Origin of the sequence: Allokutzneria oryzae (genome assembly GCF_042429765.1) — a bacterium.
Classification (GTDB): Bacteria; Actinomycetota; Actinomycetes; order Mycobacteriales; family Pseudonocardiaceae; genus Allokutzneria; species Allokutzneria oryzae.
Map to the genome: position 1 here is coordinate 659,989 of NZ_JBHLZU010000018.1, position 15,797 is coordinate 675,785.

14 protein-coding genes are annotated in these 15,797 nt (G+C 70.8%); 9 read left to right on the top strand and 5 right to left on the bottom strand.

All coding sequences use genetic code 11. From position 1 onward, the window contains the following. Window positions 1-2 precede the first annotated feature (2 nt). Window positions 3-1,571: a dynamin family protein gene (locus ACFFQA_RS22260; protein WP_377855354.1), complete on the bottom strand. Its 1,569-nt coding sequence runs from the start codon at window positions 1,569-1,571 to the stop codon at window positions 3-5. 190 nt (window positions 1,572-1,761) lie between these two features. Between ACFFQA_RS22260 and ACFFQA_RS22265 the strand changes: the two genes are divergently transcribed. Both ACFFQA_RS22265 and ACFFQA_RS22270 read left to right on the top strand, forming a co-directional pair. Continuing rightward, the gene (locus tag ACFFQA_RS22265; protein WP_377855356.1) at window positions 1,762-2,970 is read left to right on the top strand and encodes a sensor histidine kinase; all 1,209 of its coding nucleotides are present in this window, start codon (window positions 1,762-1,764) and stop codon (window positions 2,968-2,970) included. An 82-nt stretch (window positions 2,971-3,052) separates the two neighbouring features. Further along, entirely contained in the window at window positions 3,053-3,712 is a 660-nt protein-coding gene (locus ACFFQA_RS22270) for a response regulator (protein WP_377855359.1), read from the top strand. A 251-nt stretch (window positions 3,713-3,963) separates the two neighbouring features. On the opposite strand, the gene ACFFQA_RS22275 is transcribed toward ACFFQA_RS22270, so the two are convergent. From ACFFQA_RS22275 to ACFFQA_RS22285, 3 genes are all read right to left on the bottom strand, one after another. Next, window positions 3,964-4,095 (bottom strand): hypothetical protein, encoded by a 132-nt coding sequence (locus ACFFQA_RS22275; protein WP_377855360.1) that lies wholly within the window; start codon window positions 4,093-4,095, stop codon window positions 3,964-3,966. A 490-nt stretch (window positions 4,096-4,585) separates the two neighbouring features. After that, window positions 4,586-5,020, bottom strand: coding sequence for a PPOX class F420-dependent oxidoreductase (locus ACFFQA_RS22280; protein WP_377855363.1), 435 nt, complete (start codon window positions 5,018-5,020; stop codon window positions 4,586-4,588). A gap of 199 nt (window positions 5,021-5,219) precedes the next feature. Further along, complete coding sequence (locus ACFFQA_RS22285; protein WP_377855366.1) at window positions 5,220-5,669, bottom strand: universal stress protein; 450 nt, start codon at window positions 5,667-5,669, stop codon at window positions 5,220-5,222. A gap of 391 nt (window positions 5,670-6,060) precedes the next feature. Between ACFFQA_RS22285 and ACFFQA_RS22290 the strand changes: the two genes are divergently transcribed. From ACFFQA_RS22290 to ACFFQA_RS22315, 6 genes are all read left to right on the top strand, one after another. Beyond that, window positions 6,061-6,684 (top strand): hypothetical protein, encoded by a 624-nt coding sequence (locus ACFFQA_RS22290; RefSeq protein WP_377855369.1) that lies wholly within the window; start codon window positions 6,061-6,063, stop codon window positions 6,682-6,684. A gap of 36 nt (window positions 6,685-6,720) precedes the next feature. Then, window positions 6,721-8,583 (top strand): Hsp70 family protein, encoded by a 1,863-nt coding sequence (locus tag ACFFQA_RS22295; RefSeq protein ID WP_377855372.1) that lies wholly within the window; start codon window positions 6,721-6,723, stop codon window positions 8,581-8,583. Window positions 8,584-8,614: 31 nt separating this feature from the next. After that, the gene (gene trmB, locus ACFFQA_RS22300; RefSeq protein WP_377855375.1) at window positions 8,615-9,334 is read left to right on the top strand and encodes a tRNA (guanosine(46)-N7)-methyltransferase TrmB; all 720 of its coding nucleotides are present in this window, start codon (window positions 8,615-8,617) and stop codon (window positions 9,332-9,334) included. Between the two features lie 166 nt (window positions 9,335-9,500). Continuing rightward, a complete protein-coding gene (locus ACFFQA_RS22305; RefSeq protein WP_377855378.1) occupies window positions 9,501-10,673 on the top strand; it encodes a nitric oxide synthase oxygenase in 1,173 nt (390 codons plus the stop codon). A 105-nt stretch (window positions 10,674-10,778) separates the two neighbouring features. Beyond that, window positions 10,779-12,014: a VanZ family protein gene (locus ACFFQA_RS22310; RefSeq protein ID WP_377855381.1), complete on the top strand. Its 1,236-nt coding sequence runs from the start codon at window positions 10,779-10,781 to the stop codon at window positions 12,012-12,014. Window positions 12,015-12,044: 30 nt separating this feature from the next. Further along, complete coding sequence (locus ACFFQA_RS22315; protein WP_377855383.1) at window positions 12,045-13,376, top strand: amidohydrolase family protein; 1,332 nt, start codon at window positions 12,045-12,047, stop codon at window positions 13,374-13,376. 189 nt (window positions 13,377-13,565) lie between these two features. Here ACFFQA_RS22315 and ACFFQA_RS22320 read toward each other — a convergent pair whose 3' ends face one another. Continuing rightward, the gene (locus ACFFQA_RS22320) at window positions 13,566-14,249 is read right to left on the bottom strand and encodes an SDR family oxidoreductase (RefSeq protein ID WP_377855386.1); all 684 of its coding nucleotides are present in this window, start codon (window positions 14,247-14,249) and stop codon (window positions 13,566-13,568) included. 74 nt (window positions 14,250-14,323) lie between these two features. Here ACFFQA_RS22320 and ACFFQA_RS22325 point away from each other — a divergent pair, with 74 nt between their 5' ends. Beyond that, window positions 14,324-15,622, top strand: a complete 1,299-nt coding sequence (locus ACFFQA_RS22325; RefSeq protein WP_377855389.1) for an MFS transporter — start codon at window positions 14,324-14,326, stop codon at window positions 15,620-15,622. The last annotated feature ends 175 nt before the right edge of the window (window positions 15,623-15,797 follow it).

Sequence of the window (15,797 nt, forward strand, 5' to 3'; positions counted from 1 at the left end):
CCTCAGCCCCCCTCGCGGACCTGCTGCCACAACAGGAAGTACGCCCGGTGCACCACGTGCGCCACCCGGCTCTGCGCGGGCGTCGCGCCGAAGGAGGCGAACGAGCGCCACCAGCCCGCCCGCTCCAGCGCGTACGCCTCCAGCTCCTGCCTCGGCCTGCCGCGCAGCCCGAGCTGGGCGTCCACCCCGCCGCCGCTGCCCACCCTGATCACCTCGTCGGTGAGGTCGGTGGGCATGTCCACGGCACCGGAGGCGACCAGCGTGAGCGCTTCGAGCAGCCTCAGCTGGTGCGCTTCCGGCTTGGCGAGCAGCACCTCGATCGCGTCGTGCACCCGCTGCCGCTCACCGGGATCGCCGCTGGCCTGCGCGAGCGCGGTCACCGACGCCAGCGCGGCGGCGGCCTTGATCCCGTCGGCGCGGGCGCGGAACACCGCGTCGAGCCGACCGCGCACGCCCGCGAGCCCGGAGGAGTCCAGCAGCGTGCGGCGCAGCGCGCCCGCGGTGATCGCGGGTTCGGCGTCGATGGCATGGAGCGCGACGGAGATGCCGTGCAGGTCGAGGTGTTCCAGCAGCCTGGTGCGCACGGCCGGGGAGACAGCGCAGTCCCACGCGGTGAACAGGTCGGCCGACATCAGCATGGTCATCCTGCTGGCCTCGTCCAGCGCGGCGAGCTGGCGCAGCGCGTCGGCGTCGGCCGAGGTGAACCTGCCGGTCTCGGCGGTCTCGGCGAGCAGGCCGATCACCGGGAGCACGTCGGCGACCCTGGGCTTGAGGCTCTGCGCCTGCTTGTCCGCGAGCAGCGTCGCGGCCTTCCAGACGTCACCGCCGGAGCCGTCGACGGAGTCGGCGACGATCGTGTCCGCCTTGTTCAGCACGGCGATGGCGTTGACCGGGCCCGCCTCACGGCTGGCGGTGGCCGCGGTGAAGGCGGCGAGCGCCTGCTGGTCGTCGGCGCGCACGGCCTGGGTGACGACGTAGAGCACCGCCTCGGCCCCGGCGACCGCGTTGCGCGAGACCGGGTCGAGGTCGTCGTCGGAGTCGTCGGCGGCCTCCTCGTCCCCGCCCTCGGCCTCGGCGGCCGCGCCCAGCAGCTGTTCGGTGCGGGCGACCGACGCGGCGTCCAGCGAGCCGAGTCCGGGGGTGTCGATCACCGTGAGGTCGCGCAGCACCGCGTTGGTCAGGTAGGCCTCCAGGTGCGAGACCGTGCTGATGTCCACGCCCAGCTCCGACGGGATGGTCCCGCCGTTGTCGAAGGGCAGCACCTGCTTGCGGCCGTCGGTGAAGACCACCTCGACGCGGTCGACCGTGCCGTACTGGAAGCGGGTGACCAGCCGGGTGCACTCGCCGACGTCCGTCGGCGCGACACGGCGCCCGATCAGGGCGTTGACCAGCGTGGACTTGCCCGACTTGATGCGCCCGGCCACCGCGACCTGCAGGGGCGCGCTCAGCCTGCGCAGCACCTCGCGGAACCCCGCGGCCGTGCGCGGGCCCACCTGCGGCTGCAACCGCTGGCAGAGGTTGGCCACCGCCGCCGACAGCGGTCCCGGCCAGTGCGGCTCGCTCCCTGTCACCAGTTCACCCCCTGCTCCGAGCGAGTTGCATCGTGCCATGAGCCCGCGCGCGGCGATGACCCGGCGAACCCGGTGGGATCCGGCGGAACTCGGGGTGAACGACCAGAAGGTCCCCGATGGGACCGAGGTCGGGGCAAATGTCAGACCTCGGACGGACGCAGGCGGAAGGGTGACTGCCTAGCCTCACAGCGTGCGGCGGCTCAGTCTGTGGTTGCGTACCCACCCCCTGGTGGGCGACACGATCATGGTCGCATTTCTCGTCATGCTCGACGTCCTGTTCTGGGACATGTTCAACGTCTCGCCGGAGAACTACTACTCCGTCGGCGCGCTGCTGCTCTGCCCGCTGATCATCCGCCGCCGCCAGCCGGTCTTCGCCGCCTCGATCATCGCCTTCGGCGCCATCCTGAGGATCTTCACGCACCCCGACGACATCGGCCTGCCGCGCATCGCGGAGGCCGGGATGTTCATCGCGCTCTACACCCTGGTGCTGCTCGGCAACCGGATGGTCGCCGCCGCGTACCTGATGTTCTCCTTCGCGCAGAGCGCGCTGCTGATCACCCGCGCCTACAACCAGCACATCTCCGATGACAACGCCGCGGAATGGTTGCTGATCAACATCTTCTGGTCGGTCGCGCTGCCCGCGTTCTGCTGGCTGCTCGCGGAGTTCGTCGCGGCGAGACGGGCCTACCACGCCGAGGTGGAGCAGCGGCTGCGCATGCTGGAGCTGGAGCGCGACCAGCAGACCACGATCGCCGTCGCCCAGGAACGCACCCGCATCGCGCGCGAGCTGCACGACGTGGTCGCGCACGCGGTGAGCGTGATCATCGTGCAGGCCGACGGCGCCAGCTTCGTGATCAAGGACCAGCCCGCGGTCGCGGAGCGCTCGCTGAAGACCATCGCCAGCACCGGGCGGCAGGCGCTGAACGAGCTGCGCAGGCTGCTGGGGGTGCTGCGGGCCGAGGACGAGAACCCGGAGATGGTGCCGCAGCCCAACGCGGGGCAGCTCGCCGAGCTGGTGGACAAGGTGCGCTCGGTCGGCCTGCCCATCGAGCTGGAGCTCACCGGCGACCTGGACAAGCTGCCCACCGGGGTCGGCCTCGGCATCTACCGGATCGTGCAGGAGGCGCTGACCAACATCCTCAAGCACGCCGGGCCAGGGGCCATGGCCACGGTGCGGGTGGACCGGCGCGAGGACCAGGTGACCGTGCAGGTGCTCGACGACGGCTTCGGCACTCCCGGCGACCTGGTCACCGGCGGAAACGGGCTGATCGGGATGCGTGAGCGGGCCGCGGTCTACGGCGGCACGCTCGACGCGGGCCCGCGCGCGGGCGGCGGTTGGCAGGTCAACGCGCTGCTGCCGCTCGGTGTTCGGCCGACCGGTCCGAACGCCGTGCGCTGATTGAGGGAGATGCCCGGAGTCGTCCGCAAACTCATACTCCCTGGCCTGCCACACGGCCGCGGAGCGCTCTAAGCTGCCGTTCGTGATTCGCGTGATGCTGGTGGACGACCAGGAGCTCATGCGCATGGGGTTCCGCATGGTGCTTGACGCGCAGGAGGATCTGGAGGTCATCGGCGAAGCCGGAGACGGTGACGCCGCCGTGCGGCTGGCGGCCAAGCTCCAGCCCGACGTGGTGCTGATGGACGTCCGGATGCCCGTGCTCGACGGGGTCGAGGCGACCAAGCGGATCACCGGGGACGGCAGTTCCAAGGTGCTGGTGATGACCACCTTCGACCTCGACGAGTACGTGCTCGCCGCGCTGCGCAACGGCGCGAGCGGCTTCCTGCTCAAGGACACCCCGCCCGCGGACCTGGTCTCGGCCCTGCGCGCGGTGGCCAGCGGCGACGCCGTGGTCTCCCCCAGCGTCACCCGCCGCCTGCTCGAACGCTTCCTGGGGTCACCGGAGTCCGGCCAGCTGCGCGACGCCGCCGTGCTGGAGGTGCTGACCGAGCGCGAGCGCGAGGTGCTCGTGCTGGTGGCCAAGGGCATGTCGAACGCGGAGATCGCGAAGACGCTGTTCCTGTCCGAGGCAACGGTGAAGACCCACGTCGGCCGGATCCTGTCGAAGCTGGACCTGCGTGACCGCGTGCAGGCCGTGGTGCTCGCCTACGAGACCGGCCTGGTCCGCCCCGGCGACGCCTAGCGCCTGTCCTGCAAGTCGTCCCGATGCCCCGAGGCGGCACCACTCCCGCACCCCCGTGCACGCGTGGGCTGGTTGGCGTGGTCGGGCTTTTCGCGTTTTGTCACCTTAATGCGCAAAAGAGCGCTCCCATTTCGCGTTGAGGCTCCATAACGCGAAATCAGGGGCACGCGGGTGAGGGTGATGAGGTGGTGTTACCACTTGCAGGACACGACCTAGCCCCGCCAAGCGTCGATCACCGCGCCGAGGTCCTTCTACAGCAACGTGGTCAGCTTCCCGGTCGGTCGGACGGACCGCTGGATCGCGGTGCCGTTGCCCAGCGCGCAGAGGATGCGTCCGGCGGTGTCGAGCAGCTGTTCGTCGGTGATCGTCCGTGGTCGGGGCACGGAGGTGGTGAACGACCAGTCACTACCGCTGGTCAGCGCCCGGACGCGGCGTGCGCCACGTGGGCGAGGGTGGCTTTCGCCCGCCCGGGGGTCCCCCGATTTCAGGGTGACCTCCGGGCTGGAGAAACGCCAGGCCGGAGGCGTCCTTGGGGGGATGTCAGCTCAGGGCGCCGCGACGGCACCGTGGTCAGGGCTTGACCCGGGAGTCGCCGATGCCCGGAGTGGCGGGCCGACCTGTGCTGCGCCGCCCGTGCGACCACGGGCTGGCGTGGTTGGAAGTTCCGCGTTTTGTCACCTTTTTGCGAGAGAGAGCGCTCTCATTTCGCATCAAGGTGACAAAACGCGAAAACGGAGGGTGGGGGTGTGGTGGGCCCGGAGGGTGGGGGTGTGGTGGGCCCTAGGGAGGGAGGGAGGGAGGGAGGGAGGGAGGGAGGGAGGGAGGGAGGGAGGAGGTGGTGAGCGGGGTTGTGTCGCTACTGGGCGGAGATGGCTAGTTCGCGACCTCGCGGGCGCCGATGACCTTCTCCACCCGCACCCGGACCAGCCACTCGCCGGGAACGGCGTTTCGCCTGCCGTACTCCTCGGCCAGCTCCTCGCCCATGTACCGCCTGCCGATGCGGGTTCCCCAGCGCAGCAGCGTCTCGGGGTCGTCCTCGACGCTCGCCCTGCCGAACACCGTGACGAAGTCGAAGGGCGGCAGCTCGTTGTCGAAGCAGACCGCCACGCGGCCGTCCCGGCCGATCGCCTTGCCCTTCACGGTGTCCTTGCCGGTCATGAAGACCAGGTCGTCACCGTCGACGTCCACCCACACCGGCACGACGTGCGGCGAGCCGTCCTTGCGCACCACGGCGAGCTTGCCGGTCCGCGCGGGGAGCGCGCCGACGAACTCCTTCCACCAGCCCTCTGGCGGCCTCGTGTATCCCATGCCGGGAGCCTAAGGCCCGGACGCCGTACGCCTTCGAGCTGAGGCAAATGCCAGACCCTGGACGGACGCGGCGAGCGGGATCAGCCGCGATCGTGGAGCCTCAGCACCCGGTGGGCCGTTCGGCGGGCACACCGATGCCGAGGTCCGGGCTGCCTTCGGGGGCCGGCCCGGCCCTCGGCCGGTGTCCGTGCGCGGGCACTCAGGGATCGGGCCGCACCACCAGCACCGGACAGGTCGCGCCGCGGACGCACTGCTCGACGATCGGGCCGGGCGAACGGCCGCCGCTGTGGCTGACCACCAGCAGCTCGGCACGCTCCGACGCCGCGAGCAACGCCTCTGGCGACCGCGAGTGCACCACGTGCACGGTGAACTCCAGGTTCTGGTTCTCGCCGAGCTGCTCCCTGGAGAGCTTCTCGGTGACCTCGCTCAACCACGTCTCGTAGTCCTTGAGACACGGCACCGCCCCCGGTGGGCAGCCGGGTGGGCGCGGCGCCGTTCGCAGCGACCACTCGCGGACCACGTGCAGCACGCAGCCCCGTCTGTTGGCTTCCTCGATGGCCGTGCGCAGCGCACGGGCGGACTTCACCCCGTCGACTCCGACCACGACGCCACCGTTGATCTCCGGTAGTTCCACCGTGCGGGCTCCCATCACCCCACAAAAGACCACGCTCGAAGTGTTGTCGAGACCACACGCGGGTTGCTCTGAACGTGTAGATCGCGTCAAGAGCTCGTGAACGCGGGCACAAGCACGTGACATCCGTTCGCAACCGGATTCTTATGGAGCTGAGCTGCACAGACGATGTTCTCGGCGCTACGGCGAAGCAGCGTTCGGACGTCGAGATACGCCGGATGAGCGAAGGCGAAAGCGATCGTTTCACGGTACTTTCGACGAAAGAGCGCGATCGTCAGCGACGGGTTGTCACGCGGTCGCCGATTGCGCCGACCCGATGCGTGAACCCGCACCGGGAACCCCGACGAGCGACACCACGACGGCCGGCAACGGCGCCGCGTCGAGGTCACGCAGAAGAACCGGTGCACCCATGACCGAACCGCTTCTGAACGCGCACGACGCAGTCCGCACCTCGCACCAGAACAACGGCCGTCTGCCGGAGCAGCGGCGCATGGTGATCGGCAGGCAGCCGCCGTCCGGCCTCTCCGGCATGCGGGTCACCTCGGTGATGAGCCTGGAATGGTCGATGTCGCTGTCCCGCAGTGGCGCCGCCGAGCTCTCCCGCAGCCCGGCCGACAGCCGCAGAACCTGGATCCACCGGGCACCCGAGCGCCAGGTGCTCACCCTCTACCGCGAGGTGATCGCGGTCATCCCGCAGGCGCCCGCCCCGTGGTGGCTGCGCGCGGTGCACCGCGGCGACCTGCTGCACCGCGAAGCCGGTTTCACCTTGGAGGACGGGGTGCACGAGCTGCTCTCCGGCCGTCCCGGCTGGGCCTACGTGCCCTGGGTGAACGAGGGCGAGGACGGCTACTGGGAGTACGAACCCTCCGACAACGGCGTGTACCAGCCGATCACCGTTCGGCTCACCGACCGGCACCGCGGCTGGGTGGACGTGCTCCCTGCGCAGCGCTCCGCCAACGACAGCGTCGAGCCGGTCGCGCTCGCCGGGCCGTTCGACCTGCGCGCGCGGATCTCGGAGTTCGAGAGCTGGTGAGCTGACGCGCCCGTCCCGTTGGGTACGGTCTTGCGGGTGCGCGAGCTCTCGGTCGATTTCGGCACGTCGAACACTGTCGCGGCGGTGCGGACGGCGCCCGGCCTCCCGCCGAGGCTGCTCTCCGTTGACGGCTGGCCCGTGCTGCCGTCCGCGGTCTGGCTCGCCCCCGACGGCAACCTGGTGGTCGGCAGGGACGCCGAACGGCAGGCCCGGCTGGACCCCAGCCGCTACGAGCCGAACCCGAAGCGCCGCATCGACGACGTCGAGGTGCTTCTCGGTGACCGGGTGATCCCCGTCGTCGAGCTGATCGCCGCCGTGCTGCGCCGGGTGGCCGACGAGGCGCGCAGGCAGCTCGGCGGTGAGCCCGACCGCGTGGTGCTGACCCATCCCGCCGACTGGCGGCTCATCCGCTGCAACACGCTGCGCGCCGCGGCCAGGGCGGCTGGCTGGTCGGGACCGGTGCAGCTGCTGGCCGAGCCGGTGGCCGCCGCGGCGCACTTCTCGCAGAACGGCGCGGTCGTCGAGCCGGGGCAGGCCCTGGTGGTCTACGACCTCGGCGGCGGCACCACGGACACCACGGTCGTGCAGCGGATCGGGCAGGACGGCTGGCAGGTGCTGGCCGAGGCCGGGCTCTCCGACGTCGGCGGGGCCGACTTCGACCAGGCGCTCACCGAGCACGTGCGGGCGACCGTGGACCGCGACCATCCACTGTGGACGGAGATTCGGCGTCCAGGAACCGCGGCGGCGCGGCGGGCGGCGCGCACCCTCGCCGACGACCTCCGCGCGGGCAAGGAAGCGCTGTCCCGCTACCCGCAGACCGACATCCCGCTGCCCGACCCGCTGCCGGACGCCCACGTCACCCGCGCCGAGCTGGAGGCGCTGGTCCGGCCGGGCATCGAGCGCACGGTGTCGCTGCTCAGCAGCACCATCGCGGCGTCCGGCCTGGAGCGTTCGCGGCTGGCCGGGATCTACCTCGTCGGTGGCGGGACCCGGATGCCGTTGGTGGCCCAGGTGATCTCCGAGCGGCTCGGCGTGCTGCCGGTCGCGGTGGAGTCGCCGGAGAGCACCGTCGCCGTCGGCGCGCTGTCCATCCCGCCGATGCAGGACGCGACCGATCCGCGCGAGCGGCACCCGCACCAGCCGGGACATCCAGGCTTCCCCGGGCACCACGGCAGGCCGCTGCCGCCGACGCCGGTGCCCACCCCGCCGAGCCCGGCCCCGGCGATGACCATGACCATGCCGCCGCCCGGCCAGTCCACCGTGCCGCGCCGCAACCGGGGCAAGCTGATCGGGATCGGCATGGGCGTGCTCGGCCTCGGCGCGCTGGCCGTGGTCGCGACCCTGATGATCGTCAACGGCTCGCAGGGCAACCGGCAGACGGACGTCGTGGGACCGTCCAGCTCCGCCGCTCCCGGTCCCACGACACCCCCGTCGAACGTGCCCGCCGGGGACAAGAACGCGCCGTTCGGCTCGGACGCGGAGCTGCGCGCGTTCGCGGGCAAGGCCGTTGACCGCGCGCAGAGCTGCAAGAAGTCCACGTCCCCCACGGTCGACCTGGTGCTCAAGCCCCGCACCCACGTGCAGTGCGAGTACCAGGTCGCCGGGCAGGACCAGCCGATGTTCGCGAGCTTCATCGCCACCGAGACCGCGGGCTCGTGCTCGGCGTTCGCCAGCAGCTTCGCCATCGCCGCCCAGCCAGGGGACCAGGGCCAGTGGAGCGGAGCCGGGCTGAGCGGGAGCTGGCGGGACTACACCGTGGCGGCCGTCAGGGCGTCGATGACCTTCTACCAGGACTCCGGCGGCAAGCTGTGCGGCGTCGTCGAGTCGAAGGAGGGCGCGGGCGTCCCCGTCAGCGAGGTGCACCGGTTCTGGGAGGCGCAGGTCAAACCCGGCGTCTGAGTTCCGCGTGGCGAATGACAGCATCGTGGGCGTGACATCCAGCGAGCAGCGACCGTCGCACTGGCGGACGATCGTGAGTTACGTCCAGCGGGGCGAGCGGCAGACGGCCGGGCAGGACCGGGCGTGGAACCAGTACTGGGACGAGCTCGGCAAGCAGGTCGCCGACCTGCCAGAGGGGCCGCTGGACGTCGACTCCTGGTTCGGTCGCACCGCGCCGGTGCTGCTGGAGATCGGCTCCGGCATGGGTGAGGCCACCTCGCTGCTCGCGCGGGACGCGCCGGAGCTCAACTACATCGCCGTCGAGGTCTACAAGCCGGGCCTGGCGCAGCTGCTCCTGCGGGTGGAGGAGTACGACCTGAAGAACCTGCGGCTGCTGCGCGGCAACGCCGTCGAGCTGCTGCACGACCACATCGCGCCCGGGTCGCTGCACGGCATCCGGTTGTTCTTCCCCGACCCGTGGCCGAAGAAGAAGCACCACAAGCGCCGGATCGTGCAGCCGGAGTTCGTCGCGCTCGCGGCCTCGCGGATCGCGCCGGGCGGGGTGTTCCACATGGCCACCGACTGGCAGCACTACGCCGACCAGATGCTGGAGGTCTGCTCGGCGGAGCCGGCGCTGCGCAACCTGCACGACGGCTGGGCGCCGCGCCCGGACTTCCGGCCGGTGACCAAGTTCGAGCAGCGCGCGCGGGTCGAGGGGCGCGTCGCGCGGGACCTCATGTTCGAGAAGGTCGCGGCCCCGGCCGAGGCGTGAATTGCCATCACATATCACCCTGAAGGGTAGTCAAGTCTGTAGTTGATCATGCCGAATGGGCACGCTGCGTTGTTCTGGGCCACGATCGAGTGGGAAGCCTTGACCTGCGGGTTTGCCCCATCCGGCAGTGACGAGTCACCGGTGTTTCCGAGTACGGTTCCCGCCCGTGACCGCACTCCGTGACGAGCTGATCACCCTGACGACGGGTTCGGGGAACCCGTCCGGGCGGATCACAGACCTCGACGCCGCCGAAGAGTTTCTCCGCATGTTCCACGACTCGCACTCCGACGCGGGGCCACTGGGCAAGCGGCTGACACAGGTGCGCACGGAGATCACCAAGACCGGGACATACCGGCACACACCCGCCGAGCTGGCCTACGGCGCGCGGGTGGCGCTGCGCGACAGCGGCTGGTGCACCAGCGGGCTGCCGTGGCGCAGGCTCAAGGTCAGGGACCTGCGCGGAGTGCGCAGGACCGCCGCCGTCGCCACCGAGTGCTTCGAGCACCTGCGGCTGGCCAGCGCCAGCGGCAAGGTGCACCCGTTAATCACCGTCTTCGCGCCGGACACCCCGGACCGTCCTGGGCCGTGCATCTGGAACGAGCAGCTGGTCCGCTACGCCGGGTACCGCGACGAGGCCGGGCGCGTCGTCGGCGACCCGCGCTACGCCGAGTTCACCGAGGCCGTCATGCGGATGGGTTGGCACCCGCCGGAGCGGCGCGGGCGCTTCGACCACCTGCCGCTGGTGGTGGAGACCTACGACGAGGGGCCGAGGTGCTTCTCGGTGCCCGACGGCGTGGTGCACGAGGTGCCGCTGACGCATCCGGAGCTGCCGTGGTTCGGCGAGCTCGGCCTGCGCTGGCACGCCGTTCCGGTGATCGGCAACATGCGGCTGCACATCGGCGGTGTCGACTACCCGGCCGCTCCGTTCAACAGCTGGTTCGTCGGAGCGGAGATCGGCACCCGCAGCCTGGCCGACGAGGGCGGCTACGGCATGGCCCGCGCGGTGGCCGAGCGGCTCGGGCTGGACACCTCCAGTGAGCGCACGCTGTGGCGGGACCGTGCGGTGGTCGAGCTCAACCGCGCGGTGCTGCACTCCTTCGACAGCGCGGGCATGACCATCACCGATCACCACGCCGAGGCCCAGCACCGGCTCGCGTGGCTGCGCACCCGGCAGCGGGCGCGCGGCAACCGGCCCGCGTTCCGGGTCGACCCGGACACCGCGCAGCGGGCCCGCGCCGGCACGCCGGAGCGGTTCCCGGCCGGTTCGGTGGAGGCCACGGAGCCGCAGCACGGCAGCAGGCTGGCCGCGTTGCTGCGCCAGCGGCTCGGCGGCTCCTGAGGTCTCCGGATGACCCTGACAGGGTGATTCCTGGCCGAAAAGCGGGGTTGTACCAGCCATCCGGATGATGAAGGTCGTCCGGACGGCCCCGCAGAATATGCACCCGTGTCTCCTCTGTACCTGCAGAACATCCAGACCGGCCTGCTGTACTTCCTCATCGCCGGCCTCGCCCTGCTGATCCCGGTGGTGGCCTTCCACTACTTCCGGTTCGGCCGGGTCGAGCCGCGTCGCTCCTTCGTGCTCTACGCGGCGCTGCTCTACGGCCTTGTCGTGCTGGCCCTGGTGTTCATGCCCTTCCCGCCGCTCGCCAGCGTGTGCAAGGGGCAGCAGACCACGCAGTGGATTCCGTTCCAGTTCATCGCCGACATCCAGACCGAGCTGACCAAGCGCAAGCTCTCCGGCTTCGGCGCGGCGATCACCAGCAAGTCGATGCTGTCCTTCGTCTTCAACATCGCGCTGTTCGTGCCGCTGGGCGTGTTGCTGCGCAAGGCCTACGGGCTGAAGCTGCGGTGGGTGGTGCTCGCCGGGTTCGCACTGTCGCTCGCCATCGAGATCACCCAGGTGACCGGCAACTTCGGCATCTACCCCTGCCCGTACCGGCTCTTCGACGTCGACGACCTGATGGCGAACACGGCGGGTGCGGCGATCGGCGGGCTGATCGCCCCGGCCGCGCTGATCGTGCCGAAGGTGTTGCCAGCCAAGGAGGTCCGTGCCCAGCTCGACGCGGTCGGGCTGCCGAGGCAGGTCGTCGCCTACGGGCTGGACATGTTCCTCTTCGGCTTCGCGCTGATCTTCGCGAGTGCGTTCACCGACTCCGACGCCACATCGCTGTGGATGATGCTGCTGCTGTTCGCGCTGATCAGGGTGGTCGCGCCGTTGATCAGCGACGGCTACACCCCGGCGGGCAAGCTGCTGAAGTTCAAGGTGCGCATGGTCGACGGCTCCCCCGCCAAGGTCGGGCCGTTGATCGTCCGCGAGGTCTTCGGTCCGTTCGGCATGATGGTGCTGCTGATCGGGGTCATCGCCGTGTTCGGCACGACGGTCATCCGTTTCCTGGACCACTTCGACGTCGCCGAGACCTACGGGCTGACCCGCAACGAGCTCCTGCTGACTGTGGTGCTGACCGGGCTCGCCGGGTTCACGTTGCTCCTGCTCGCACCGGTGTTCCGCAAGGACCAGCGGGCCTGGCACGACCAGATCGCGGGCGTGCGCTGCGTGCTGGACAACCCGCGCTCGGAGCCGACGACCGAGGCCGACGTGCGGGAGGCGATCGAGACGCTCACCGTGGGCACGCCGACCGAGGAACCGAAGGCGGAGAAGGTCACAGGGGCACGGGAGTAGGAGGCCGCCCCCGCCTGGCAGGATCCGTACATGCCGGTATCGCTTCGCCTGAAGGCCCCCGTCGTCCTGCCCTGCGACCCCGACTGCTCGGTGCTGCGGGACGCCGTCGTCGACATCGACGCCGACGGCCGGATCGTCCACTGTGGACCTGCCGGGGACGCGCCGCCGCTGCCGGAGGGTGCGCAGCTGCGCGAGCTGACCGGCATCCTGTTGCCCGGCCTGGTCAACACGCACGCACACACGCCGATGCTCCCGCTGCGCGGGCTCGGCGGTGACCTGCCGCTGATGCGCTGGCTGACCGAGGCGATCTGGCCCGCCGAGGCCAAGATGATCGACCGCGACTCCTACGACGGCATGCTGCTCGGCTCGGTGGAGATGCTGCGCGCGGGCGTGACCACGAGCGTGGAGATGTTCTTCCACGGCGAGCAGATGGCGCAGGCCGTCCTGGACACCGGCGGGCGGATGGTGCTCACGCCGGGCATCCTCTCCGCGCCCGGCCTGGAGCGGCTCGGCACCTGGCAGCAGCTGGCGGAGCAGACCACGCGGTGGATCGACGCCGACGGCCTGCGCTTCGGCCCCGGTGAGCGGATCGAGCTCGGCTACGGCCCGCACTCCGCCTACACCCTGCCGCCGGAGGCGATCGCGGAGATCTCCCAGCTCGCCCGCGACCGGGGCGCGCTGATGCACATCCACGTCGCGGAGGCGTTGCAGGAGGACGTCAAGCAGCGCGAGGAGCACGGCTCGGTGCCGCGGCTGCTGGAGAAGATCGGCGCGCTCGGCGGCCGGGTGCTCGCGGCGCACGCGGTGCACCTGTCCGACACCGACATCGAGATCTTCAAGCGCCACGACGTCGCGGTCGCGCACTGCCCGAACTCCAACGCGAAGCTGGCTTCCGGCACCGCGCGGCTGCTGGACCTGCTGGGCACGGGCGTTCGCGTCGGCCTCGGCACCGACGGCCCTGCGAGCAGCGACGACCTCGACGTGTGGGACGAGGTCCGCCTCGCCGCGCTGCTGGCCCGCCTCGGCACCGGCGACGCCGCCGCGCTGACCGCGCCGAGGTCGTTGCTGCTGGCCACCCGTGGCGGTGCCAAGGCGATCGGCCGCGAGGACGTCGGAGCCCTGGAGGCCGGTCGCTGGGCGGACGTCGTGCACGTCGACGTGGACAGCCCGGCGTTCCCGCGCGGCACCGACGCGCCCGACGTGCAGCTGCTGTCCAACCTCGTGTGGTCGTCGGCGGCGAGCCAGGTCACCGACGTGTGGGTGGCGGGCCAGCACGTGATCGGCGACCACGAGCCGACCCGGGTCGACCGCGCCAAGGCCCAGGCCGAGGTCCGGCGCATCGCCGAACGCATCGCGAGCTAGACCGTGTTCCACAAGTCCGTGTTCGCGACAGCCGGGCCGAGCCCGCCCCTGGCGGCGCCGCCGGGAAGCCCCCGTACAACACCGGTAGGCGGTCTTCCCGCCGTCTTGCCAGGAACGACCTCGATCCCGCCTCTCATCGAACGAGACCTGTGAAACGCGACCTAGGCGCGGTCGGCACCCGGCACGGCGTCAGCGGGTGTCGGGGCGGACCACCAGCTCCGTGAGGTGGGCGTCGCGGGGTGCGGTGATCGCCATGAACACCGCACCCGCGACCGACTGCGGCTGGAGGTACTTGTCCGGCTCGTAGGCGCCGCCCTCCGCCTCGCGCACACCGCGCTGCATGTCCGTTGCCGTGCGGCCCGGGTGGACCGAGGTCACGCGCAGGGTCTCCTCCTCGGCGCGCAGGCCGTCGGCGAAGGCGCGGAGGGCGAACTTGCTCGCCGCGTAGGCGGTCCAGCCCGGGTTGACCCGCAGCCCGGCACCGGAGTTGATCAGGATCACGTGGCCGTGGGCGGCGCGCAGCGCGGGCAGCAGGAGCCGGGTCAGCTCCGCGACCGCGACCACGTTGACCTCGAAGGTCCTGCGCCAGGTGTCCACCTTGGTGTCCGCGACGGTGCCCAGCGTGGACACGCCCGCGCTGTGCACCAGCACGTCCAGGCGGGGGATGCCCGATGTGGCCGCCGCCAGTGCCGCGGAGTCGGTCAGCTCGACCGGCCACGGGCGCGCGTCCGGCAGCGAGCGGGCGAACTGGTGCAGCGCCTCCAGGTCACGGCCGCCGAGCAGCAGGTGGTGGCTGGGCGCGAGCAGCTCGGCGACGCACCGGCCGATCCCCCTGGTGGCTCCGGTCACCAACGCGACAGGTCGAGAGTCCATGCCGACGACCCTATTCGCTTCTCGCGCGCCGGGAAGACCTTGACTGATCGCGGCCGCTGACCTGGGATGTCGCGATGGACACCGATGTTCTCCGGTCCCGGGTGACGCGCAAGGTCGCGCTGCGGCTGGTGCCCTTTCTCGGGCTGCTCTACTTCATCAACTACCTGGACCGGGTGAACATCGGGTTCGCCGGTCCGAACGGGATGACCAAGGAGCTCGGTCTCACCGCGACCGCGTTCGGGCTGGCCTCCGGTGTTTTCTTCATCGGGTACCTGCTGCTGGAGGTGCCGAGCAACCTCGCGCTGCACCGCTTCGGCGCGCGCAGGTGGATCGCCAGGATCATGGCCAGCTGGGGCGTGATCGCCACCGCCATGGCCTTCGTCCCGAACGAGACCACGCTGCTGGTGCTGCGGTTCCTGCTCGGCGTGGCCGAGGCGGGCTTCTTCCCCGGCATCATCCTCTACCTCACCTACTGGTTCCCCGCCTCCGAGCGGGCCAGGGTGGTCGCGCTGTTCATGGCGGCCGTGCCGGTCTCCAGCGCGATCGGCGCCACCGTCTCCAGCCTGCTGATCAGCTACGGCGACGGGATCTTCGGCCTCACCGGCTGGCGGTTCATGTTCCTCGCCGAGGGCCTGCCCGCGTTGCTGCTGGCGGTGGTGACCTGGTTCTACCTCACCGACCGGCCCGCGCAGGCGCGCTGGCTGACCGAGGAGGAGCGGGACTGGCTGTCCGGGACGCTCGCGGCCGAGGAGCGGGAGACCCAGGCGAAGCACAGCCACTGGACCCTGCGCAAAGCCCTGACCAGTCCCCGCATCCTGGCGCTCGCGGTGGTCTACGGCGGCATCGTCTACGGCCTGTACGCGCTGAGCTTCTTCCTGCCGACCATCATCGCGGGCTTCGAGCAGCAGTTCGGCACGACCTACGGCGTCGTCGAGCGCGGCCTGATCAACAGCGTGCCGTACGCGGTCGCCGCCGTGGTGATGGTGCTCTGGGCCAAGCACGGCGACCGTACCGGCGAGCGGACGTGGCACGTCGCACTGCCCGCGCTGGTCGGCGGACTGGCGATCCCGGTCGCGCTCTACCTCGGCGACCCGGTCACCGCGATGGTCGCGGTGACGATCTGCGCGGTCGGGGTGTGCTCGGCGATGCCCACCTTCTGGGCGCTGCCGACGACGTTCCTCTCCGGCGTCGCGGCGGCCGGCGCGATCGGCCTGATCAACTCGCTGGGCAACCTCTCCGGGTTCGCCGCGCCGTACATCACCGGAGCGCTGACCGATCTGACCGGCAGCCAGCGCGCGGGCATGTGGGTGGTCGGCGGCGCGATGGTGCTCTCGGCGGTGGTCGTGCTCGTGCTGAGACGGCGGCAGACCTAGACCGTGTCCTTCCAGTGGTGACACCACCTCACCACCCCCGGACGCCCTCACCCGCGTGCCGCTCTTTTCGCGTTGTGGACCCTTAACGCGAAATGGGAGCGCTCCTTTGCGCATTAAGGTGACAAAACGCGAAAAGTCCGACCACGCCGGCCAGTCCACGAGTACACGGGGGTGC

Excerpts from the sequence above, each read along its gene's own strand:
- ACFFQA_RS22325 (WP_377855389.1), top strand. The coding sequence starts at position 14,324 with ATGGACACCGATGTTCTCCGGTCCCGGGTGACGCGCAAGGTCGCGCTG.
- ACFFQA_RS22320 (WP_377855386.1), bottom strand. The coding sequence starts at position 14,249 with ATGGACTCTCGACCTGTCGCGTTGGTGACCGGAGCCACCAGGGGGATC.
- ACFFQA_RS22280 (WP_377855363.1), bottom strand. The coding sequence starts at position 5,020 with ATGGGATACACGAGGCCGCCAGAGGGCTGGTGGAAGGAGTTCGTCGGC.
- ACFFQA_RS22315 (WP_377855383.1), top strand. The coding sequence starts at position 12,045 with ATGCCGGTATCGCTTCGCCTGAAGGCCCCCGTCGTCCTGCCCTGCGAC.
- ACFFQA_RS22285 (WP_377855366.1), bottom strand. The coding sequence starts at position 5,669 with ATGGGAGCCCGCACGGTGGAACTACCGGAGATCAACGGTGGCGTCGTG.
- ACFFQA_RS22290 (WP_377855369.1), top strand. The coding sequence starts at position 6,061 with ATGACCGAACCGCTTCTGAACGCGCACGACGCAGTCCGCACCTCGCAC.